Source organism: Shimia sp. NS0008-38b (assembly GCF_040370365.1).
Taxonomy (GTDB): Bacteria; Pseudomonadota; Alphaproteobacteria; order Rhodobacterales; family Rhodobacteraceae; genus Shimia.
The window spans coordinates 746,828-767,203 of sequence record NZ_BAABWQ010000001.1 but is presented as its reverse complement, the minus strand read 5'-3'; the positions used below and the strand labels follow the sequence as shown (position 1 = coordinate 767,203).

General features: G+C 55.2%; 19 protein-coding genes. 16 read left to right on the top strand and 3 right to left on the bottom strand.

Annotated elements, in window-relative coordinates; translation table 11 throughout:
- The first annotated feature begins 51 nt into the window (after positions 1-51).
- From ABWV47_RS03750 to ribD, 14 genes are all read left to right on the top strand, one after another.
- Positions 52-933: a porin family protein gene (locus ABWV47_RS03750; RefSeq protein WP_353308502.1), complete on the top strand. Its 882-nt coding sequence runs from the start codon at positions 52-54 to the stop codon at positions 931-933.
- A gap of 162 nt (positions 934-1,095) precedes the next feature.
- The gene (locus ABWV47_RS03745; protein ID WP_353308501.1) at positions 1,096-2,352 is read left to right on the top strand and encodes a sarcosine oxidase subunit beta family protein; all 1,257 of its coding nucleotides are present in this window, start codon (positions 1,096-1,098) and stop codon (positions 2,350-2,352) included.
- Between the two features lie 11 nt (positions 2,353-2,363).
- Positions 2,364-2,636, top strand: a complete 273-nt coding sequence (locus ABWV47_RS03740) for a sarcosine oxidase subunit delta (RefSeq protein WP_353308500.1) — start codon at positions 2,364-2,366, stop codon at positions 2,634-2,636.
- Positions 2,633-5,563, top strand: coding sequence for a sarcosine oxidase subunit alpha family protein (locus tag ABWV47_RS03735; protein ID WP_353308499.1), 2,931 nt, complete (start codon positions 2,633-2,635; stop codon positions 5,561-5,563). Before ABWV47_RS03740 ends, ABWV47_RS03735 begins: the two co-directional genes overlap by 4 nt.
- Positions 5,556-6,101, top strand: a complete 546-nt coding sequence (locus tag ABWV47_RS03730; RefSeq protein WP_353308498.1) for a sarcosine oxidase subunit gamma — start codon at positions 5,556-5,558, stop codon at positions 6,099-6,101. Before ABWV47_RS03735 ends, ABWV47_RS03730 begins: the two co-directional genes overlap by 8 nt.
- Positions 6,102-6,135: 34 nt before the next feature.
- Positions 6,136-6,471: a hypothetical protein gene (locus ABWV47_RS03725; protein WP_353308497.1), complete on the top strand. Its 336-nt coding sequence runs from the start codon at positions 6,136-6,138 to the stop codon at positions 6,469-6,471.
- Between the two features lie 10 nt (positions 6,472-6,481).
- Positions 6,482-8,443 (top strand): DNA primase, encoded by a 1,962-nt coding sequence (dnaG, locus tag ABWV47_RS03720; protein WP_353308496.1) that lies wholly within the window; start codon positions 6,482-6,484, stop codon positions 8,441-8,443.
- A gap of 118 nt (positions 8,444-8,561) precedes the next feature.
- Positions 8,562-10,550, top strand: a complete 1,989-nt coding sequence (gene rpoD / locus ABWV47_RS03715; RefSeq protein WP_353308495.1) for an RNA polymerase sigma factor RpoD — start codon at positions 8,562-8,564, stop codon at positions 10,548-10,550.
- Between the two features lie 3 nt (positions 10,551-10,553).
- A complete protein-coding gene (locus tag ABWV47_RS03710) occupies positions 10,554-10,832 on the top strand; it encodes an HlyU family transcriptional regulator (protein WP_353308494.1) in 279 nt (92 codons plus the stop codon).
- A gap of 128 nt (positions 10,833-10,960) precedes the next feature.
- Entirely contained in the window at positions 10,961-11,371 is a 411-nt protein-coding gene (locus tag ABWV47_RS03705; RefSeq protein WP_353308493.1) for a hypothetical protein, read from the top strand.
- A gap of 556 nt (positions 11,372-11,927) precedes the next feature.
- Entirely contained in the window at positions 11,928-12,341 is a 414-nt protein-coding gene (locus tag ABWV47_RS03700; RefSeq protein WP_353308492.1) for a hypothetical protein, read from the top strand.
- A 20-nt stretch (positions 12,342-12,361) separates the two neighbouring features.
- On the top strand, positions 12,362-12,778 hold the full coding sequence (locus ABWV47_RS03695) for a secondary thiamine-phosphate synthase enzyme YjbQ (protein ID WP_353308491.1): 417 nt from the start codon (positions 12,362-12,364) through the stop codon (positions 12,776-12,778).
- 227 nt (positions 12,779-13,005) lie between these two features.
- The gene (gene nrdR, locus ABWV47_RS03690; RefSeq protein WP_353308490.1) at positions 13,006-13,473 is read left to right on the top strand and encodes a transcriptional regulator NrdR; all 468 of its coding nucleotides are present in this window, start codon (positions 13,006-13,008) and stop codon (positions 13,471-13,473) included.
- Positions 13,470-14,585 carry a bifunctional diaminohydroxyphosphoribosylaminopyrimidine deaminase/5-amino-6-(5-phosphoribosylamino)uracil reductase RibD gene (gene ribD, locus ABWV47_RS03685; RefSeq protein ID WP_353309581.1) on the top strand — a complete coding sequence of 372 codons (1,116 nt, stop codon included), beginning with the start codon at positions 13,470-13,472 and terminating at the stop codon, positions 14,583-14,585. The genes nrdR and ribD overlap by 4 nt, the downstream gene beginning before the upstream one ends.
- Before the next feature lie 5 nt (positions 14,586-14,590).
- On the opposite strand, the gene ABWV47_RS03680 is transcribed toward ribD, so the two are convergent.
- The 3 genes from ABWV47_RS03680 to ABWV47_RS03670 form a co-directional block, all read right to left on the bottom strand.
- A complete protein-coding gene (locus ABWV47_RS03680; RefSeq protein WP_353308489.1) occupies positions 14,591-16,501 on the bottom strand; it encodes a capsule polysaccharide biogenesis protein in 1,911 nt (636 codons plus the stop codon).
- Between the two features lie 101 nt (positions 16,502-16,602).
- A complete protein-coding gene (locus tag ABWV47_RS03675; RefSeq protein ID WP_422064030.1) occupies positions 16,603-17,739 on the bottom strand; it encodes a polysaccharide biosynthesis/export family protein in 1,137 nt (378 codons plus the stop codon).
- A gap of 95 nt (positions 17,740-17,834) precedes the next feature.
- Positions 17,835-19,127, bottom strand: coding sequence for a capsule polysaccharide biogenesis protein (locus ABWV47_RS03670; protein WP_353308488.1), 1,293 nt, complete (start codon positions 19,125-19,127; stop codon positions 17,835-17,837).
- A gap of 158 nt (positions 19,128-19,285) precedes the next feature.
- Between ABWV47_RS03670 and ABWV47_RS03665 the strand changes: the two genes are divergently transcribed.
- A complete protein-coding gene (locus tag ABWV47_RS03665; RefSeq protein ID WP_353308487.1) occupies positions 19,286-19,876 on the top strand; it encodes a riboflavin synthase in 591 nt (196 codons plus the stop codon).
- A 336-nt stretch (positions 19,877-20,212) separates the two neighbouring features.
- On the top strand, positions 20,213-20,338 hold the full coding sequence (locus ABWV47_RS03660) for a hypothetical protein (protein ID WP_353308486.1): 126 nt from the start codon (positions 20,213-20,215) through the stop codon (positions 20,336-20,338).
- Positions 20,339-20,376: the final 38 nt, after the last annotated feature.

Here is a 20,376-nt window from a genome sequence, read left to right as displayed (position 1 = left end):
GTGTTGAAGGCGCGTAGAAGTCGTCGGGACCCAAACAGAAAGAGACCTCTCGTGATCCGTACAACATTTATCGCCACCGTTGCCGCACTGATCTGTTCTCAAGCATCCGCGCAGGCGCCTGAGGGCTGGATATTTCGCTTGGAGAGCGCATATCTCAATCAGGACACTACGGATATCTCTGGAGGTGGTTCCTTTCGTGCGGATCGCACCTATTTGCGTTTGGGAGGGCTGAACCGCCGGTCAGATGCGGTGAATTTTGGTCTGTCTGCGACCTTAGGGCAATCCAACTACGATTTCGAAACGAGCGCTCCATGGGTGCGGATTCGTGAGAACACGCTGTCCTTCACCCTATCCGGTGAGAATGCGCGAGGTATGCGTTGGTTTGTTGCACCGTCGCTGCGAGACCGGGCTGAACAAGGTGCAGACAGTGGTGCTGGGCGCACGGCTGGCTTATTTGGTGGGGTAAGCTGGCGCGTGAATGATCGGTTGACGATTGGCCCTGCCTTTGGCGCATTTGAGGGGCTTGGGGGCGACAATTTTGATGTATTTCCCGCCATTCTATTGGATTGGGAAATTTCAAATCGCCTCAGTCTCACCACCGGCCCAACCTTGGGAGCAAGCCAGGGCGCAGGCCTTTCTTTGCGGTACGCGTTTGACGACGATTGGGGGCTCACCTTATCGGCGCGCCGGGAAAACAATCGGTTTGCTTTGTCGGACACAGGGCCAACCCCGGGTGGCGTTGGGCAAGACAGCAGCGTGCCAGTTGTGTTGAGTGTGAACTACAACCCGCACCCGGGATTGAATGTTGCGCTGTTTGCCGGGGCAGAGTTCGACGGGCGGTTGGAGGTTGAGAATGCCGCAGGGTCCACCGTTCGATCCCAGAGCTACGACACGGCGCCTTTGGTGGGAATGGCTATTTCCGTGGCGTTTTGACGGACAGAAACCGGGCAATGTGTTCCAATGATTGTCGATACTGCATTCGCGACGTGACGTGTCGCAAATTGACCACCTGCTCGCGCTGTATTTGCGTTTGAATTGGACGGGGTGATGTGCTGACATGTGCGCACCTTCGGCACGATTTCAGGGGACAAGTGGATGCGGTTTTCTGGCCTTAAGGTCCTGGCAGAGGGGCTGACTGGCAACAAAGGGTGGGGCGCGCATTGGCGCGACGCGCAGCCTAAGCCTGAGTATGACATGGTGATCATCGGCGGCGGCGGCCATGGTCTTTCGACGGCCTTTTATTTGGCCAAGAACCACGGCATGACCAATATTGCGGTTTTGGAAAAAGGCTACCTTGGGGGCGGCAATGTTGGTCGAAACACCACAATTGTGCGCGCCAACTATTTTCTTCAGGGCAATAGCGAGTTCTATTCTCATTCGCTTAAGCTTTGGGAGGGACTTGAGCAGGACCTGAACTACAATGTGATGCATTCCCAACGTGGTCTGATCAACCTGTTCCACAGTGATGCGCAACGCGATGCGGCGGTGCGGCGTGGTAATATGATGATCAATCAGGGCGACGATGCGGTTCTGCTTGATCGTGAGGGGGTGCGCAAACATTTGCCGTACCTTGATTTTGAGCAGGCCCGTTTCCCAATTTATGGGGGGCTTTTGCACCCGCGTGGCGGCACGGCGCGCCATGATGCTGTCGCCTGGGGGTATGCGCGCGGTGCGTCCGATCGTGGTGTTGATTTGGTGCAAAACTGCGAAGTGACAGGCATCGACATTGAAGGTGGTGTGGTCAAAGGCGTACAAACTTCCAGAGGCCCGATCCGAGCAAAAAAGGTTGGCATTGTGGTTGCGGGACGTTCTGGCCTTGTGGCTGGAATGGCAGGGCGGCGTTTGCCGATCGAGAGCCATGTTTTGCAGGCGTTTGTCACAGAAGGTTTGAAGCCAGTAATCGACCATGTCGTCAGCTTTGGTATGGGGCACTTCTACATTAGCCAATCAGACAAAGGCGGTTTGGTCTTTGGAGGTGATTTGGATTTCTACGCCTCATATGCGTCACGCGGCAATTTGCCGATGAAAGAGCACGTTATGGAGGCGGGCATGACCTTGATGCCGATGATCGGCAAAGCCAAGGTACTGCGCAGCTGGGGCGGGATCATGGATATGACACCAGATGGCTCTCCGATCATTGATAAAATGGAGGGCATCGATGGGCTCTTTATCGACTGTGGTTGGAATTATGGTGGGTTCAAAGCTGTACCTGCCTCGGGTTGGTGCATGGCGCATTTGATGGCCACAGACAATCACCATGACGCGGCTGCGAAGTACCGGCTGGATCGTTTTCGGACGGGCGTCGGTATCATGGATGAAGAGGGCACCGGCTCTCAACACAATCTGCATTAGGGGCGCGCGCGATGAGAATTACATGTCCGATTTGCGGAGAGCGAGATCGCCGCGAGTTCTATTACGTCGGGGATGCGGTTGCGTTGCAGCGGCCAGACCCGGAGGCGAGTGACCTGGTGTGGGATGACTATGTCCATAACCGGGACAACCCAGCCGGAGAAACTCGGGATTTGTGGTACCACGAAGGTGGGTGTGGTGCTTGGATTGTTGTCACGCGCAACACGGTGACCCATGAGGTGATCGCCACCGAGTTGGCTTCTGACGTGAAGGGGGCCAGCGTATGAGGATTTCCAAGAAGGGTGTTGTAGACCGCAGTAAGCCTGTGACGTTCTCGTTTGATGGGCAGAACGTGTGCGGGTTCGCCGGAGACACTGTGGCCTCCGCGCTTCTTGCCAATGACATCAATCTGGTGGCTCGGTCGTTTAAATACCACCGTCCACGTGGTGTCATGGGGGCCGGCAGCGAAGAAGCCAACGCGCTGGTGACGATTGGGCGTGGGGCCGCACAAGAACCAAACGTGCGCGCTACGATGCAAGAGGCCTTTGAGGGGCTAGACGTGCGCAGCCAGAACCGCTGGCCCAACCTTAATGTCGACCTGTTGTCGCTGAATGACTACGCCGCAGCCTTTTTGGGCGCAGGATTCTACTACAAGACATTCATGTGGCCCAAAGCGTTTTGGGAACGCATTTATGAACCTGTCATAAGGCGTTCGGCAGGTCTTGGGGCTTTGTCTGGTGAGCACAATGCGGACATCTACGAAAAAGCTTTTGCCTTCTGCGACGTGTTGGTGATCGGATCGGGTCCTGCAGGGCTGATGGCGGCGTTGACTGCCGGACGTGCCGGTGCGGATGTGATCTTGGCCGATGAAGATAGCCTCATGGGGGGGCGCCTGAACGGCGAAAGTGACGACATCGACGGACTTCCGGGCGATGTTTGGGCGCGCGGTGTTGTAAAAGAACTTGAGGCCTTGCCCAATGTGAGAATGATGCCGCGCACAACGGTGACAGGCGCATACGATCAGGGCACATTTGGCGCGCTCGAACGTGTAAGCCATCATCTGCGTGAAGCTGCCGGAAGGCCGCTGGAGTGTTTTTGGCGGATCGTGGCCAAACGCGCCATACTTTGTGCCGGCGCGATTGAACGGCCCATCGCCTTTCGCAACAATGACCGGCCCGGCATTATGGGGGCCGCGGCGGTGCGGACGTATTTGCATCGCTATGGGGTTGCGCCGGGGCGTGCAATGACTGTGTTTACCAACAATGACAATGGTCACCGCACCGCGCGTGACTTGGCGGCGGCTGGTGTTCATGTTGCCGCGGTGCTGGACAGTCGGTGCGACGCGCCTGAAGGGCACGGCTATGACGTTGTTCGTGGTGCTGAAGTATGCAACTCGGGTGGCCGAAAAGCATTGGAAAGCATCACTTATCGAACAGTTAGTGGCGAAGAAAAAATTCAGACCGACTGTCTTGCTGTGTCCGGTGGTTGGAACCCAACGGTGCATTTGACCAGCCACATGAATGGTCGGCCGCAATGGCGCGAGGACATTCAGAGCTTTGTGCCTGTGGAGGGCATGGTGCCGGGCTTGGCGGCGGCGGGCGCGTGTAACGGAACGTTTTCCACCCAAGGCGCTTTGTCAGAAGGTTTGGCGCGCGCAACCGAGGCGCTTGAGTCGATTGGATTTAAGGGGGGGACGGCTGAGGTGCCGATGGCAGAGGACGCGCCATATCGCGTGACCCCTTTGTGGGCGGTGGCTGGCTCAGGGCGCGCCTGGCTTGATTTCCAGAACGATGTAACGGTCAAAGATGTGAAGCAGACTGTCAAAGAGAACTTTCGTTCAGTGGAGCATATGAAGCGCTATACCACGCAAGGCATGGCGCCTGATCAGGGTAAGAACTCTAATATGGGGGCGTTGGCGGTGTTGGCTGACGCCACCGGTCGCGGGATTGCCGAAACCGGGACGACCACCTTTCGCCCGCCCTATGTGCCAGTGAGCATTGCCGCTTTGGGGGCAGGCGGGCAGGGCGTAGGTTTTGCACCTGAACGTTTGACGACCAGTCATGCGGCAAGTGTGGCAGCCAATGCACCAATGATCGAGGCGGGGCTTTGGTACAGACCGAGTTATTATCCCAAACCAGGGGAGACCACGTGGCGTCAAAGTTGTGATCGTGAAGTGATGATGGTGCGCGGTGCAGTTGGGGTTTGTGATGTGTCCACTCTGGGCAAGATCGATATCCAAGGTGCTGATGCGGCGGCGTTTCTTGATTTCGTCTATGTGAACACATTTAGCACGTTGAAGCCGGGCCGTGCGCGATATGGCATAATGTTGCGGGAAGATGGCACGGTTATGGACGATGGCACATGCGCCCGTTTGGATGCAGAGCACTTCGTCATGACCACCACCACGGCAGCGGCCGGGCCTGTGATGCGGCATCTGGAGTATGTGCATCAATGCCTGCGGCCTGAACTTGATGTGTCTTTGGTGTCGGTGACCGAACAATGGGCGCAATTTGCGGTGGCAGGTCCCAAATCCAGAGAGCTGATTTCGGAATTGGTGCCAGAGAAAATCACCAATGAGACGTTCCCCTTCATGGGCTGTGGAGAGATCACTGTTGGGGGCATTTCTGGGCGTCTGTTCCGTATTTCCTTTAGTGGTGAACATGCCTACGAGATTGCGGTTCCGGGTCGTTATGGCGAAAGCCTGTATCAGCACCTTGTCATGCGCTCAGAAGCCATGGGCGGTGGTGCCTATGGGATGGAAGCACTCAACGTTTTGCGCATCGAGAAGGGCTTTATTACCCACTCGGAAATCCACGGGCGCACGACCGCTTTCGACATTGGCATGGAACGTATGGTGAGCGACAAGAAAGACTGCATCGGCAAAACCATGAGCGAGCGCCCCGGTTTGCACGGAGAACAGCGCGAGCAGTTGGTGGGGCTCAAACCAATTGGTGCCGTCAAACAGCTGACGGCTGGAGCACATTTGTTTGAGGTGGACGCCGCGCCGGTGCGAGAGAACGAACAGGGCTATACAACTTCTGTAGGGTTTTCACCTAACTTTGGGACGTTCCTTGGATTGGCGTTTTTGCGTAACGGACGGGCGCGTCACGGAGAGAGCATTGTTGTTGTGGATCACTTGAGGCGTGTCTCCACGCTTTGTGAGGTATGTGACCCCGTGTTTTATGATCCAGAAGGAGGGCGGGTGCGTGGTTGAGTTGAAATCTAAATCACCGTGTCACGGGCTTTTGCCATTGGAACTCGGTAGCGTATCGTTGACGGAAGAAACCCCGGCACATGTCAGCTTGATTTCTGTGCGAAAGGGCCAAAATGCGCTGTTAGGAGATCTTCTTAGTGCTGAGCATGGCTTGAGTTTTCCTACAGCAAACCAGTCCATAGGTACGCCTGAAGCCCGGATGGTTTGGTTTGCACAGGGACAAGCCATGCTGTTTGGGCCAAAGCCTGCTACAAATTTGGTAACTGCGGCAATGATTGTGGATCAAAGTGATGCTTGGGCGATTGTGCGCCTAGAAGGGGCAAAAGCGGAGGACGTGTTGGCTCGTTTGGTTCCTGTTGATGTCCGCGCCAACGTGTTCAAGCGTGGCCATACCGCGCGCACTTTGTTGCAACACATGACGGTATCGATCACGCGCGTCGAGGATTGTGCCTTTCAGATCATGGCGTTTCGGTCGATGGCGGGGACACTTGTTCACGATTTAAATAGAGCCATGGCAAGCGTCGCGGCACGGGGGTAGTCTCACCGGGTCTAAAGTGATTCAGGAGGCCTTCATGGTCCGATATACCCTAGCCGCGCTTCTGTTGAGCAGCGCAGCCTATGCAGCCGACGGCAAAGAAGAGGTCTGTAAGTATCAAGGCGAGATTATGAAGGCGATCCAAGATGCCCGCTTGGATCGGGTGAAGCTTGACGACCTTGAGGCACATTTGCTTGAAAACGAGCCAAGTTGGCCCGAAAACTACAACGTTGTGATCACGCAATTTGCCCCAATTGTGTATGAGGCGAAACGACGGGATCTGAAAAAAGTTGATTTGGGTGTCCAATTGGAAACTCAATGTCTGGACAATTGGGACCAAATTCAAGAAATGCAAAAGTCCGTTTCAAACTGATCGGAACGATATGTCGCTACCGCCCGGATTTCTAGATGAACTACGCAACCGCACCTCCCTTGTTCAGGTGGTGGGGCGCAAAGTTATGTGGGATCCGCGAAAATCCAATCAGGGCAAGGGGGACATGTGGGCTCCATGTCCGTTTCATCACGAAAAAACCGCGTCGTTTCACGTCGATGACCGGAAGGGATACTATTATTGTTTCGGATGTCAGGCCAAAGGCGATGCCATAAAGTTTGTCACCGAAACTGAGAACGTTGGGTTTATGGAGGCGGTGGAAATATTGGCCGAAGAGGCCGGTATGACTATGCCAAAGCGAGATCCTCAAGCGCAGCAGAAGGCTGATCGACGCACCCAACTTGCAGAGGTTATGGAAATGGCCGTGCAGCACTTCCGGCTGATGCTCCATGCCGGCGCGGGGACCGATGCGCGGGCCTATTTGGATCGGCGCAGGTTATCAGAGGAAGCGCGTGATAGGTTTGACATCGGGTTTGCCACGGATGGTTGGCAGGGACTTTGGGATCATCTTACGGGCAAAGGCGTCGATCCGGATTTGATCCTTGGGGCGGGTTTGGCAAAAGCCTCCAACAAAGGTAGCAAACCCTATGACACGTTCCGCAACCGGATAATGTTCCCGATCCGGGACGGTCGCGGTAAGTGCATCGCATTTGGTGGTCGTGCGATGGATCCCAACGACAACGCCAAGTACCTTAACAGTCCTGAAACGGAGCTGTTTGATAAGGGGCGAAACCTCTATAACCATGCCCCCGCTAGGGAAGCAGCGGGCAAAGGACATCCGCTTGTTGTGGCGGAAGGCTACATGGATGTCATTGCGTTGGCAGAGGCAGGCTTTGGCGCATCGGTTGCGCCTTTGGGCACCGCGGTGACTGAAAGCCAGCTGCAGCTGTTGTGGCGTATTTCGGATGAACCGATCATCGCATTGGATGGTGACAAAGCTGGTATTCGTGCCGCAATGCGTGTGATCGATTTGGCTCTGCCGTTATTGCAATCGGGCAAGTCATTGCGATTTGCGGTGATGCCAGAGGGCCAAGATCCGGACGATCTGATCCGTGCCAAAGGCGCGAGTGCCGTGCAAAAAGTGCTGGATGGCGCCGTTCCGATGGTCAATCTGCTGTGGCAACGTGAGATTGAGGGCAAGGTGTTTGATAGCCCCGAGCGCCGTGCAGCGCTGGATATGCAGCTGAAATCCAAGATCAATCTGATCAAAGATCAAGCCATCAAGCGTCACTATGGTGAAGCCATCAAAGAGTTGAGGTTTCAGCTATTTCGCCCTCAACGTGTTGGGGGCGGGACGTTTGGTGGCAATCGGCGAGGCAAATGGCAATCAGAACCCGCGTTCCGAAGTGGCACCAAGGTTTCCATGCTTGCTGCCAGTGAAGGGCCTGTTGAGCAACGTTTACATGAAGCGGTGGTGTTGGCGGTTGCCTTGGTAACACCTGAGATCTTGGACGATTTTGATTACGCCATTGAAAATATGGAATGCTTGGATCCGGACAATGCGCAGCTGCGCGACGTGTTGCTGCGGTATGCCAACTCAGCTGACCCACGGGGCAACGTTGAAATGGCTTTAGGGCCGGAGGCGGTTGAAAACCTACTGCGGCAACCCCATGTGGCGATTACCCCTGCAGTGCGCAAAGCCGGTGACGCAACGCTCGCCCGAGTGACGCTGACCGAAGAGCTTGCAAAGCTCAAGACTGTTAGGGGGTTGAGTGAAGAAATCGCTGAGGCCGAAGAAGATTTGATGGGGGTGGCTGACGAGGCCATGACGTGGCGCCTTGGGCAAGCGGCAGAAGCACGCAACAAAGCGATGCAAAGCCAACAGGAAGAAGGTGGGGATTTTGCCGTTGGATCCAACGGGGCACCCATCGATAAAGACGAACGTGCCGCGCTCGACGCGTTGCGCGAAACCATTGATTTTACAAGGGGCGGACGGCCACCACGCCGGGGCTGAAGACACCTTGTGAGCAACACATGAAGAAAACGGGCGATGTGGGGTTGCGAATCACCCCATGGCAAGGTTGATTCGGGGCTAGCGAATCACCTTCAGCCCGAACTTGCAGGAGCATTTAATGGCCGCCAAGGACACCGACGACCAGAAGCCCGCCGATCAGGACGCAGAAATCTCACTCGATATGAGCCAGACTGCCGTCAAGAAGATGATCGCTGAGGCCCGGGAGAAGGGCTACATCACTTATGATCAGCTGAACCAAGTTCTGCCACCCGATCAGGTGAGTTCCGAGCAGATCGAAGACGTGATGTCGATGCTTTCAGAAATGGGCATCAACATCATCGAGGACGAAGAAGCCGAAGAAGAAGAACTAAAATCCACAGCTGTTGTGGACACATCGTCTGCGAATCGCGGTGTTGCCGTTGCAAGCGGCGGCAATGAGAAACTGGATCGCACTGACGATCCGGTGCGGATGTATCTGCGGGAAATGGGCAGCGTTGAGCTGCTCAGCCGTGAGGGCGAGATCGCGATTGCGAAGCGCATCGAGGCTGGCCGTAACACGATGATTGCCGGGTTGTGCGAGAGCCCGCTGACCTTTCAAGCGATTACCATCTGGCGCGACGAACTTTTGTCCGAAGATATTTTGTTGCGCGATGTGATCGATCTGGAAACCACATTTGGCAACCAGATGGGAGAGGATGGCGAAGAAGAAACGCCCGTGGCTGAAGCGGCCAATGTGACTTCCGCACCGAAAAAAGACGAAGAACCTGCTCAAGAACTTGATGCAGACGGCAATCCAATTGCCAATGATGATGACGATGATGAAGACGAGCAAGCCAACATGTCGCTTGCCGCAATGGAAGCAGCACTGAAGCCGCGGGTTTTGGAAACGCTTGATGTCATCGCTCGCGATTTTGCCATGCTATCCGATATGCAGGATGCGCGGATCTCTGCGACCCTGAATGAAGATGACACGTTTTCTTCGAACGACGAACAAACATACCAGAAACTGCGTTCCGAAATTGTTGAATTGGTGAATGAGCTTCACCTGCACAACAACCGTATCGAAGCCCTGATCGACCAACTTTACGGTATCAACCGTCGCGTTATGCAGATTGACAGCTCAATGGTGAAACTGGCTGACCAAGCTCGTATCAACCGCCGTGAGTTCATTGACGCCTATCGGGGACGCGAGCTCGATCCAACATGGCTTGAGGATATGTCTGAGAAGGCTGGTCGTGGCTGGCAGATGTTCATGGAGCGCTCTTCCGAAAAAGTGGTTGAGCTGCGCAACGACATGGCGCAAGTGGGCCAGTATGTTGGTTTGGACATCCCTGAATTCCGCCGCATCGTCCAACAGGTTCAGAAAGGCGAAAAAGAAGCGCGCCAAGCCAAAAAGGAAATGGTTGAAGCGAACCTGCGCCTCGTGATCTCGATTGCGAAGAAATACACCAACCGTGGTTTGCAATTCCTTGATCTTATTCAGGAAGGCAACATCGGCCTAATGAAAGCGGTGGACAAGTTTGAGTACCGCCGTGGGTACAAGTTCTCGACTTATGCAACGTGGTGGATCCGTCAGGCGATCACACGCTCAATTGCAGATCAGGCACGCACCATTCGTATTCCTGTGCACATGATCGAAACAATCAACAAATTGGTGCGCACAAGCCGCCAGATGTTGCATGAAATTGGTCGCGAGCCCACACCAGAAGAGTTGGCTGAGAAGCTACAGATGCCGCTTGAGAAAGTGCGCAAGGTGATGAAAATCGCCAAGGAGCCAATTTCTCTGGAAACGCCAATTGGGGACGAAGAAGACAGCCAATTGGGCGATTTCATCGAGGACAAAAATGCCGTCCTGCCGCTGGATAGTGCGATTCAGGAAAACCTCAAAGAGACCACAACCCGCGTATTGGCCTCGCTTACACCGCGTGAGGAACGTGTTCTTCGGATGCGTTTTGGCATAGGCATGAACACCGATCACACTCTTGAAGAGGTTGGTCAGCAGTTCAGCGTGACGCGGGAGCGCATTCGTCAGATTGAAGCGAAAGCGCTGCGTAAGCTGAAGCACCCAAGCCGCAGTCGCAAGTTGCGTAGTTTTCTGGACCAATAAGAGATGTCTTGGTTGAAGTCGTTATTGGGTGGCGGAGCTCCAAAGCAAGAGAGTTCCGCGCCTCAGCCCTTAGACTACAAGGGGTATCGAATCCTTCCCACTCCAATTGAAGAGGGCGGGCAGTTTCGCATTTCAGCTCGGATTGAGGGCACGGTTAATGGCGAAGCAAAGTCACACACGCTCATACGGGCGGACATGATCCGTGATCTTGATGAGGCGAATGAGGCTTCTATCGGCAAAGCAAAGCAAATGATCGATCAAATGGGCGATTTGATCTTTTAACGCGCAGGGACAGGGCGATTGCGCAAACGGGGCATGCATAGGTTAGGCATCCCCTTTTTTCTTGTTTCGTTTATTACTAAGTTGGTGATGTCGGCCAGATTGGGCGGGCGCTGTTAACTAGGTTTGTTATGAAACGACTTTCTATTTTTCTGATTTTTGGGCTCGTCGCATGTGATACAACCGGTGAGGGCGGGTTTATCACATCAGGCGGCATTCGTGCGAATCCCGTGAGCGCAGACACCTTTGAGGTCTATGTGCGCCCCGGCAATGAGATAAATCAGTTCTGGTGCGGCGGTGGTGAATACGCGTCTCGGGAGCTTGGTGCCCCATCAAACGCACGACTTTATGTGGTCGGCGGCGCTGGAAGTGGCTTCACAGTAAATTCCCCGAACACAATTCAGTTCTCTCTGCTGCCTCCGGGCCAAGCAAGCGGAGCATCTGGTCGCGTTGCCACATGGGGCCCAGATTTGGGAGAAGAAGAGTTTGTGGGCGATGCGCGCCGGTACTGCTGGGAAGGCTTTGATCGCTTTTTCCCCTGATACCATTTTGTAAGCGGTGTCTCGTCAGTTGTTTGTCTGTCACAAACAGCTAAGGGTACATGGCGTACTGGATGCTTTGGAGGCAAAAATGCGGTTGAGTTTGTGTGCAGTTACCTTGACTGCTCTTGTCGCGTGCTCTGACGGGGGCGGCGGTTTTGTGACCATGACTGGAGTGCGCGTCAATTCGGTTAATGCGGATGTTTTTGAAGTGATTGCGCGACCTGACAATGAGGTTAATCAGCTGTGGTGCGGTGCCGGAGAATATGCCCGCCGTGCTCTGGGTGCCGCGGTCAATGACCGTGTTTACGTTGTTAGCGGCGGCGGACCTGCTGTCACCACAAAAGCACCAAGCAGTGCACAATTCAGTCTGAAGCCGCCGGCGCAGGTCACCGGGGCGACCGGGCATAAATCGTATTGGGGCCCAAGGGTTGGGCGAAGCAAGTTTGTAGCCGATGCCAGCAGCTCTTGTGGTTTGCAGGCGGGGCAATTCCCTCTTTAGAGGTGATGGTGCATCGACGCAGGTCATCTTATCTGCGTAGGGAGAAAGGGAAGCGAAATGCGTAAAACTCTGTTTGTGCTTTTGTTGGTTGCCGGGGGATGTGATATTTCTGGCAGTACGGCTTTCACTGCGCAAAACGGTGTGCGGGCGAACCCAGTGAATGCGGATGTGATCGAAGTTTTTGCGCGTCCGGCTGGCGTGCGTTCTGACTTTTGGTGTGGTGCAGGCAGCTATGCCAGCCGCGTCCTGAACGCTCCAGACACAGCATTGGTATATGCCGTGGGAGGTGCAGGCCAAGGTGTAACAATGAAAAGCCCAGATGCTGCGCAGTTCTCATTGAAGCCGCCAGATCAAGTCAGCGGGGCAACTGGCCGTGCGGCGCGAAAGGGTTGGGGCCCTGAAGTCGGAGATGCGACGACGGTTGGACGTGCGCGCAATAGCTGTGCTCCTTTGCCGACCTCAGATGACTAAAGCCGCAAAGGGGCCGGATTTTGCAATCTGAGTTTAGCATCTCTACCCGGGGCCCGGGATTGTATGAATTTACGTCTGATGTCGCACGTTGGGTGGCGCAGCACGGTGACAGTGGCTTGCTCACACTGTTTGTGCGACACACCTCTTGTAGTCTGTTGGTGCAGGAAAATGCGGACCCCGAAGTGCAGTTGGATTTGCAGAACTTTTTTCACCGTTTGGTGCCGCCAACCACAGATCCCTCGATGCGCTTTTTGACCCATACCTATGAAGGGCCCGATGACATGCCGGCCCATATAAAGGCCGCGATGATGCCTGTGTCGCTGTCGATCCCTATTTCTAATGGACAAATGGCTTTGGGCACCTGGCAGGGAATTTACGTCTTTGAACATAGAAATGCGCCGCACACGAGACGTGTAGCAGCGCATTTTGGTACATGATTGGACAGGCTGAGGGGCCATGACGCCCTTGTATCTTAGTGATGACAAAATCGCAGAGGGAAAAAAATCAGCTTTTTCCCCCTTTAGCCTATGTAGCGGTTTGCATTTGCCTCTACCCAAAGAATTGTAGCTCCCCTATACTGCCTGTGGATAAGTTGGGAAAATACCCAACCGGCGTCGCATGTTGCGGGGCATTTGTTTTGAGCAGCTGAACCAAGGGGAAGTCTATGCGCTGTCCGTTTTGTGGAAACATCGACACTCAGGTAAAAGATTCGCGGCCCGCAGAAGATCATGTTTCGATCCGCCGTCGTCGGTTTTGTCCAGCATGCGGAGGTCGCTTTACCACCTATGAACGGGTGCAGCTGCGCGATCTTGTTGTGGTGAAATCCAGCGGTCGCCGGGAAGACTTTGATCGCGATAAGCTGGAACGATCGATCCGAATTTCTATGCAAAAACGGCCTGTTGAGCCGGAGCGGATTGACCAAATGATCTCCGGTATTGTGCGTCGATTGGAAAGTATGGGCGAGACTGACATCCCATCAAAAACCATTGGCGAAATAGTCATGGAGGCTTTGGCGCGGATCGACACGGTGGCCTATGTCCGCTTTGCCAGTGTCTATAAGAACTTTCAGGCGGCTGATGACTTTGATAAATTTGTGAGCGAACTGCGTCCGGATTCTGTTCCAGAGGAATAAACGTGACTGATCGTCGTTTCATGGCGCTGGCCCTAAGTTTGGGGCGGCGTGGGCAGGGCTTGTGCTGGCCAAATCCCGCCGTTGGTTGCGTGATCGTCAAAGAGGGGCGTGTCGTGGGCCGAGGGTGGACACAGCCTTGTGGACGACCTCACGCTGAACCCGTGGCGCTTAGCCAGGCTGGCAGCGCAGCGCAGGGCTCAACAGTCTATGTTTCTCTGGAACCCTGTGCCCACCATGGCCAAACTCCACCTTGTGCAGAGGCTCTTATTGCAGCGCGGGTGGCCCGGGTTGTGGTGGCAGTCGAAGACAGCGATGCGCGCGTCTCAGGAAAAGGGTTGGCGATGCTGCGGAAGGCGGGCATCGAGGTGACAACCGGGGTTTTGGCAGACGAAGCTGCGCGCGATCTACAGGGGTTCTTTCTAAAAACCGATCTTGGACGCCCGTTTTTGACGCTTAAATTGGCCACCACGCTGGACGGGCGTATTGCCACGGCGTCTGGGGAAAGTCGTTGGATCACGGGACCGGAGGCCCGTCGTGCTGTGCATGGCATGCGCATGCGTCATGATGCCGTGATGGTTGGCGGGGGAACCGCGCGCGCAGACGATCCATCGCTGACAGTTCGTGATATGGGGGCGTCACATCAGCCCGTGCGGGTGGTGGTGTCACGCAGATTAGATTTGCCACTGATGGGAAATTTGGCGCGTTCAGCTCAGGAGATTCCGGTTTGGATCGCACACGGGCATGACGCCGACACAACCCTGCAAGCGACGTGGCGCGACTTGGGCGCGGAGCTGCTGCCTTGTGGCCTGGATGGCGTCCATCTCTCTGCGCCTGCGGTGCTCAAAGCGTTGGGCAAACGTGGTTTGACGCGGGTGTTTTGTGAAGGAGGCGGTGCTTTGGCGTCGTCGTTACTAGCCACCGACATGGTCGATGAGTTGATTACATTCTCTGCGGGCGTGGTAATCGGAGCCGAAGGGCATCCCGCCATTGGCGCTATGGGTTTGGCACGGCTGGCAGAGGCACCACGGTTTGACCTCGTTTCCCAGTGTGCAGTCGGACGTGACATCCTTAGTGTCTGGCACCGGGTCGAGGCCCAAAGGCAAGCTCGCTAAGCTGTTCAGCGGCGCCAAAGCGCCTGATAGCTCGCAAATCGTCCCTGAAGTTTGGAGAGCGTCCTGTTGGCAAGGCCAGGGTGGGGGATGTCACCACTTTGCAAGCGCTCCAAGACAGTTTCCACAGCACATGGCAAGCCACTGATCGGGTCACGATACCGCGGGTAGTCGATCAGCGTCGCATGTGCCAGTCCGGCCAACGTCGGGCGAGCGGACCGGCGTTCCGGGGGCGCCCCTTGATCATTTGTGAGACCCCAGCCCGCGTAAAACGGGCTGCCAAAAGTCGTGACAGAACACCCTCTTATCAGTGCCTCAAAACCTGTGAGCGAAGTCATTGTCCAGACCTCATGCACATGATCGAGCAGATACCCCATGTCGGCGTGCTCTAATACCAAGTCGGCCAGTTCCTCAGCCTGTTCACGGGTGACCTGACCGGCGCGCAGCCCGGCTTCGACATCCGGATGAGGTTTATAGAGAATACGCGCGTTTGGGTTGGCTTTGCGTACGGCTCGAAGGAGGTCCAAGTTTGTACGGATGGTGTCTGTGCCCTTGATGATCGAGGCGTCATCTTCGACCTGTCCGGGAACCAGAATGCAGCGGCCTGTCGGGAGGTCGTGATGTTCGCCACCAAGATTGTATTTGCTTAGCCGTGCTCTTTTGAGTTTCGTAATTAAGGCGTACACGCGTTGTTCTTGGTCAGGTCGTAGTTTCTCGCGTGCGGCGATCATTTGTTCCAATCTGCTGGGACGGTTGGGGTCGTAGTAGATCCCCAAATCGTCACAAACCAACGACAATGCCGGAACGAGTTCCGCGCCAAGTCCACGCGATCGCAAAAATCCGTCTTCTAACCGATGAGCGCCTTCGGTGGCCGTCTTGCTGGCCCAAGCGAGTTTTGGAGCATCAGAGCGCGCACTCTCAAACACCATCGATTTGTGCGCTCCAAAGAACGCTTGTAACGGTTTGCGCTTCCAAAGCCGCATGCCATATGCGTTCCACCCTGCGCGGTCTTCGCGCCACGCCCGGGTTTGAGCGGCGAAATGTTCCAGTGACGTTTCAAGAGGGCAGAGGCTGTTATTGCATGGGTCATACCACTGCGGATACAGGATCATCGCGGCGGCAAAGAGCTGGGCTCGCGTGAGACGGCGCTGACGACGGTAAACTGGGAACTCGTCTTGCGTGAGTTCCCATCCTGCATAGAATGGTTGCCCAAATATCCTCGGTTTATGGCCCGCAAATATGGCTTCAAAGCCCATTTGAGAAGACACCGTGTAAACCGCAACCGCCCCTTCAAATAGCACCCACGGACTAAGAGCATCGGTGCAGAGGCTAACGCGCTCTGTCACATCGTCGGGCCCATAGTAGCCAAGCCTAGCGCCGCTTTGAGACTCCGGATGGCTCTTGATCACAACAGGACACCCCGGGTTTTCCTCCTGTGCCAGAACCAGCATCTCTTTAAAGCGTGCGTCGTTGGCACCGCTGGCTGTCACCGCTGCATCGTCGCGGGTTTGATCAATTACAAGAACATAGCCGGGGGCAGGCGCTGCGCGTTTTGGATCCACGGCAGAGTACTTCGTGAGATGGCTTTCTTTTAGGCGCGCAATCGCCCCGCGCGCCCGATCCAGAAGCGCGGTGTCATCTAGAGGGTGGCGTTTGAGGATAAGTTCTAAATCAGAGGGTTGGCTGGGATCAAAATGCGGAACTTTAGTATCGATCATTAAGCCGAGTGGGGGTTCTTTTCCAATCCGTCCCGGAAACAAAGACCGAAGAAAGGCGTCTTCAACATACAGACATTTTGCGCCAGTTCGCTCCGACATTGCGCGGCCGCGATGCGCTGTTGGGCTGTTGCCCCAAATCGCGATCAGATCGTCTTCATTGGGGCGACCAATGCGAAGATCATAGCCAGAAAGCGAAAGCATTCGTCTTAAGCGCCTCTGAAAAAAGAAGCCGCCGTTGAACGCAAAAAGCCGCCGGGGTGCATCGCTCCCGGCGGCTTTGTTTTCAGGGTGCTTAGGCACGCTTAGAGGCCGCCGAGGCTGCTCAGTGTGTCTGCAGAAGTCAGAGTGCCCGTGATCGCAGAGATGGTTTTGTCCCAAGTGGTGATCGGAGCTTCAGTGACGTAGAGGGTATCGCGGTCTCGGATGACGAAATCCCGGGCCATAAACATGCCATTGGGCTTGGTCAGGTCTAGAACATAGACCATGCGCTGCGCACCATTGAGATCTTTGCGACCCAGCACGTTGTTGGCAATGTTGTCTTCCTCGTTACGGAACACAAAAACGCCGGTTGGATCACTGTTGGTCGGTGTCAGACCACCCACTTGTGCCAGCGCTTCGATGGCTGAGAGATCTTTGGTGAAGAAGTTCACCCGGCTCTGTGTGCCAGTTGCACCCAAAGCTGTGAAGGCCCGGGTGTCTTCTTCGACCAGAATGCGGTCACCCCCCCGTAGCGCGATGTCGAGTTCTGGATTGTCATATAGGTCCTGAAACCAAATTTGTCCGGTGGATTTCCCTCGCAAAACGGTGATTTGTGCAATCTCCGGTACGATGGTCACCCCGCCTGCCTGTGCAAGCATTGTAGACAATGTGCGTGTGGGGCGTTCGATTGGGTAAACACCCTGAGCGCCAACTGCGCCTACCAAAGACACTGTGGCACCGTCGCCAGCCGCGCGCCGTACTTCGACCTGAGGATCGGGTGTTTGCTCTTCCAATTTTGCAGAAATGATCCTGCGGATGCCCTCAGGTGTGTTGCCAGCCGCACGGATCCGGCCTGCATAGGGCACAAAGATAAACCCGGCACCATCGACCTGAACTTCTTCGAGGACAGCTGCAACTTGGCCCTCTGGTCCCAGAAGCGGTTTGTCGACGTTTTCCCAGATGGTCAGCGCAAGTATGTCACCGGGGCGGATCGTGTCCGAGCCCAGCTGTCCTGCACTTTGGAAGTTGTTTGAAAAGCCAAGAGCGGGGACGACAGCAGTGGCGCGCGACACGCGGTCATTGACTTCAACAATGAAGGCATCGCCTTCGCGCTGCACCGAACCTGCATATATTTCACGTTTGTTGGGGCCGGAGCGGGGCACCAAGCTACAGGACGTCACTGCTGCCAATGCGACAGCCAAGACGGCGCATTTACCCAATCGGGATGCAAAGAATTTCACTGCTCGGTCTCCTCGACCTGTTTTATTATGCCTCAGTTTTTTGAGACAACTTATCGAAATTCAAACCAAAAATCCAGCGCTAGACTTAGTGGTGCCTATTTTACGAGGCGCAACTGTTGCCTTGGTGCCGCTGTGCCTGCCGCAAGCGCGTCGTATGGGTCATGGCCGGAGAGCATCATGTCAACAACCTGGCGCATCAGCTGTCTGCGCCCGCGGGCAGAATAGTAGCCGCCGGGCACTTGGCTCGTCTCTAGCAGGTAACGTCGATAGGTTTTATAAGCGCGGTTGTCAGGGCGCGAGGCGCCGGCAAAAAAATCGGGCAGAGCTTGTGTGCTTACAAACTCCGGCTGGTTGTAGACCGCATTGCCAAACGCTTTCAACGGGATGCCCCGCCAGAGGACCTGTTGTGCGGCGGTAGAGTTTACCGTTACTGCAGACCGCGCATCGTTCAGCAACTGCGCAAGTTTGCCGCCACGGACGTAATGCACGCGATCCTGAACCTGATGTTGCTTTGCCAAGCGTCTGATTTCACGTCGCAACGGCACGCGACCATCCTCAAGAGGGTGGGCTTTAAAGACCAGGTGATGGTGCATGGGGGCGCCGGAGGCGAAGTTTTCAATCAACAGGGTCAGAAAGTCGGTCATGCTGTCAAAAGGAGAGTGCATCTGAAAGCTGCTGTCGTGTTCAAGCTGGAGCAGCGCCAGATGGTAAGGAAAGCCACCGTATCGGATGCGCAAGGTTGCAATACGGCGTTCCAACGCGTGAAAGGGCATCAAGATAAGGCGTTGAATATAAAGCTGAAACTCACGCGTAACGGTTAGGGCGCGATGGGGGCGAAAATTTCGATAGCGTTGGTTCGCAAACATCACACACCAATGGTAGAGTGCGCCATAAAACACGTGTTGACGCATGTCGCCCCAATGGCCAGGTGGCATGGGGGTTTCCATGTCCGAGCCTTCTAGGGCCTTTTCCATCTGCGGGATGTCCATCGACATCAGCCGAGAGTTGCCGTTAGAGCCGCCGCGCTCGTACGTGACCCAATAGGGGCGTAGGTAGCCTTCTTCAAAGACGTGCACGTTGAGGCCGGCTGCTTTGGCCACCTCAACGGCATGCGCGTGAATTGGGCGGGTGTCCCCATATAGAACAATGTCACTAACCCCTTTGTCAGAAATGATTTCTTGAAGGGTGTTGGGCCAATTCTCTGGCACGTCCTGAAAGGGAATATAGCTTTTGCGATGGGGCCAAAAAGCCCGATCACCTGCGTTAAAGCCAACTCGCCAAACTTTAGAGCCAGATCGGCGCAGCATCCGGGCAAGCACAGCAAAAAAGGGCCCGTGGGGACCTTGCAAAAACAAGAACGTCTTTGGCTCGCTGGCTGGGTTTGTCATGCGTGTTAACCTTATAGGTCGCTTCTAAACAAAATCTTACGGGTTCGTCATGGCAAAAATATGGTGCGCCCGTGCCAGAGGTTTGACGCAGGTGCGTGGCTTGAATTGGCCGTGGGAGGCAGGTAGGTCTGGTGCAAACCAATGCATTGGAGACGATCGTGTTTACCGGAATCATCACAGACGTGGGCGAAATCAGTGTCTTAGAACAACGAGGTGACCTACGGGCGCGGATCAAAACGGCCTATGACACTGCGGGCATCGACATGGGGGCCTCCATCGCCAGCGATGGGGTTTGCCTGACCGTGATCGCGCTGGGTGATGCTTGGTATGACGTTGAAATCTCTGCAGAAACAGTTTCGAAAACCAATCTGGGTGCTTGGAAAGAGGGCTGCAAAGTGAACCTTGAGCGTGCGCTAAAGGTTGGGGATGAACTGGGCGGCCATATCGTGTCTGGTCACGTGGATGGCGTGGCAGAGCTCACCGCGATGGCGGATGAAGGTGACAGCACGCGGTTTACATTTAAGGCACCGGAATCCCTTGCAAAATTCATTGCGCCCAAGGGATCCGTGGCGTTGAATGGTACGTCTCTCACGGTCAACGAAGTGTCGGGTTGCGAATTTGGGGTCAACATTATTCCACACACCAAACAGGTGACGACTTGGGGAAATGCTCAGGTTGGCGACAAGATCAATCTCGAAATTGACACGCTGGCGCGTTACGTGGCGCGGCTTGCTGAGATGAAATCTTAAGGCGACGAGCGCTACAAACGCAACATCGGTAACACGTCAGTATCGCGTTGGTATTGCGTCGGGTAGATTTTGCGTTGTGCCTGCGAAGTGTTGCGCGGTTAAGATATGCCCTTTTAGGGGAGACGCAGGCCAGTTGAAGATACTCGTCAATGGTGTCCGCCCGCCGGTTTCGCAGAGATGTCTTCGGGCCAGCTCCCATCCGCCAGTCACCCGGTGATGGCTGGGGGACACATATCCCCCTGAGCCTGCTGCGCTCAGGGCCTCATTCGCGGGCAGGGTAAATAGCATCTGAAACGTGGTGTTTGCTTCGCATTTACAAAGCTCCGCAGACCCAGAATGCGTGTGGACATCGGGCACGCTAGGGTGTGTCCCAACCATATGGATTATGGCGTCGTTGGCGGTCTTGGACCCGATGTGGCTGAGGCCCGGCAGGATGCCAAGGCACAAGAGCGGTGGTGGTAATGGTCTAAAAGGTTTGCCAAGACATCTCCACAGTTGCC

Excerpts from the sequence above, each read along its gene's own strand:
- ABWV47_RS03745 (WP_353308501.1), top strand. The coding sequence starts at position 1,096 with ATGCGGTTTTCTGGCCTTAAGGTCCTGGCAGAGGGGCTGACTGGCAAC.
- ABWV47_RS03740 (WP_353308500.1), top strand. The coding sequence starts at position 2,364 with ATGAGAATTACATGTCCGATTTGCGGAGAGCGAGATCGCCGCGAGTTC.
- ABWV47_RS03735 (WP_353308499.1), top strand. The coding sequence starts at position 2,633 with ATGAGGATTTCCAAGAAGGGTGTTGTAGACCGCAGTAAGCCTGTGACG.
- ABWV47_RS03725 (WP_353308497.1), top strand. The coding sequence starts at position 6,136 with ATGGTCCGATATACCCTAGCCGCGCTTCTGTTGAGCAGCGCAGCCTAT.
- dnaG (WP_353308496.1), top strand. The coding sequence starts at position 6,482 with ATGTCGCTACCGCCCGGATTTCTAGATGAACTACGCAACCGCACCTCC.
- rpoD (WP_353308495.1), top strand. The coding sequence starts at position 8,562 with ATGGCCGCCAAGGACACCGACGACCAGAAGCCCGCCGATCAGGACGCA.
- ABWV47_RS03710 (WP_353308494.1), top strand. The coding sequence starts at position 10,554 with ATGTCTTGGTTGAAGTCGTTATTGGGTGGCGGAGCTCCAAAGCAAGAG.
- ABWV47_RS03705 (WP_353308493.1), top strand. The coding sequence starts at position 10,961 with ATGAAACGACTTTCTATTTTTCTGATTTTTGGGCTCGTCGCATGTGAT.
- ABWV47_RS03700 (WP_353308492.1), top strand. The coding sequence starts at position 11,928 with ATGCGTAAAACTCTGTTTGTGCTTTTGTTGGTTGCCGGGGGATGTGAT.
- nrdR (WP_353308490.1), top strand. The coding sequence starts at position 13,006 with ATGCGCTGTCCGTTTTGTGGAAACATCGACACTCAGGTAAAAGATTCG.
- ABWV47_RS03680 (WP_353308489.1), bottom strand. The coding sequence starts at position 16,501 with ATGCTTTCGCTTTCTGGCTATGATCTTCGCATTGGTCGCCCCAATGAA.
- ABWV47_RS03670 (WP_353308488.1), bottom strand. The coding sequence starts at position 19,127 with ATGACAAACCCAGCCAGCGAGCCAAAGACGTTCTTGTTTTTGCAAGGT.
- ABWV47_RS03660 (WP_353308486.1), top strand. The coding sequence starts at position 20,213 with ATGCGTGTGGACATCGGGCACGCTAGGGTGTGTCCCAACCATATGGAT.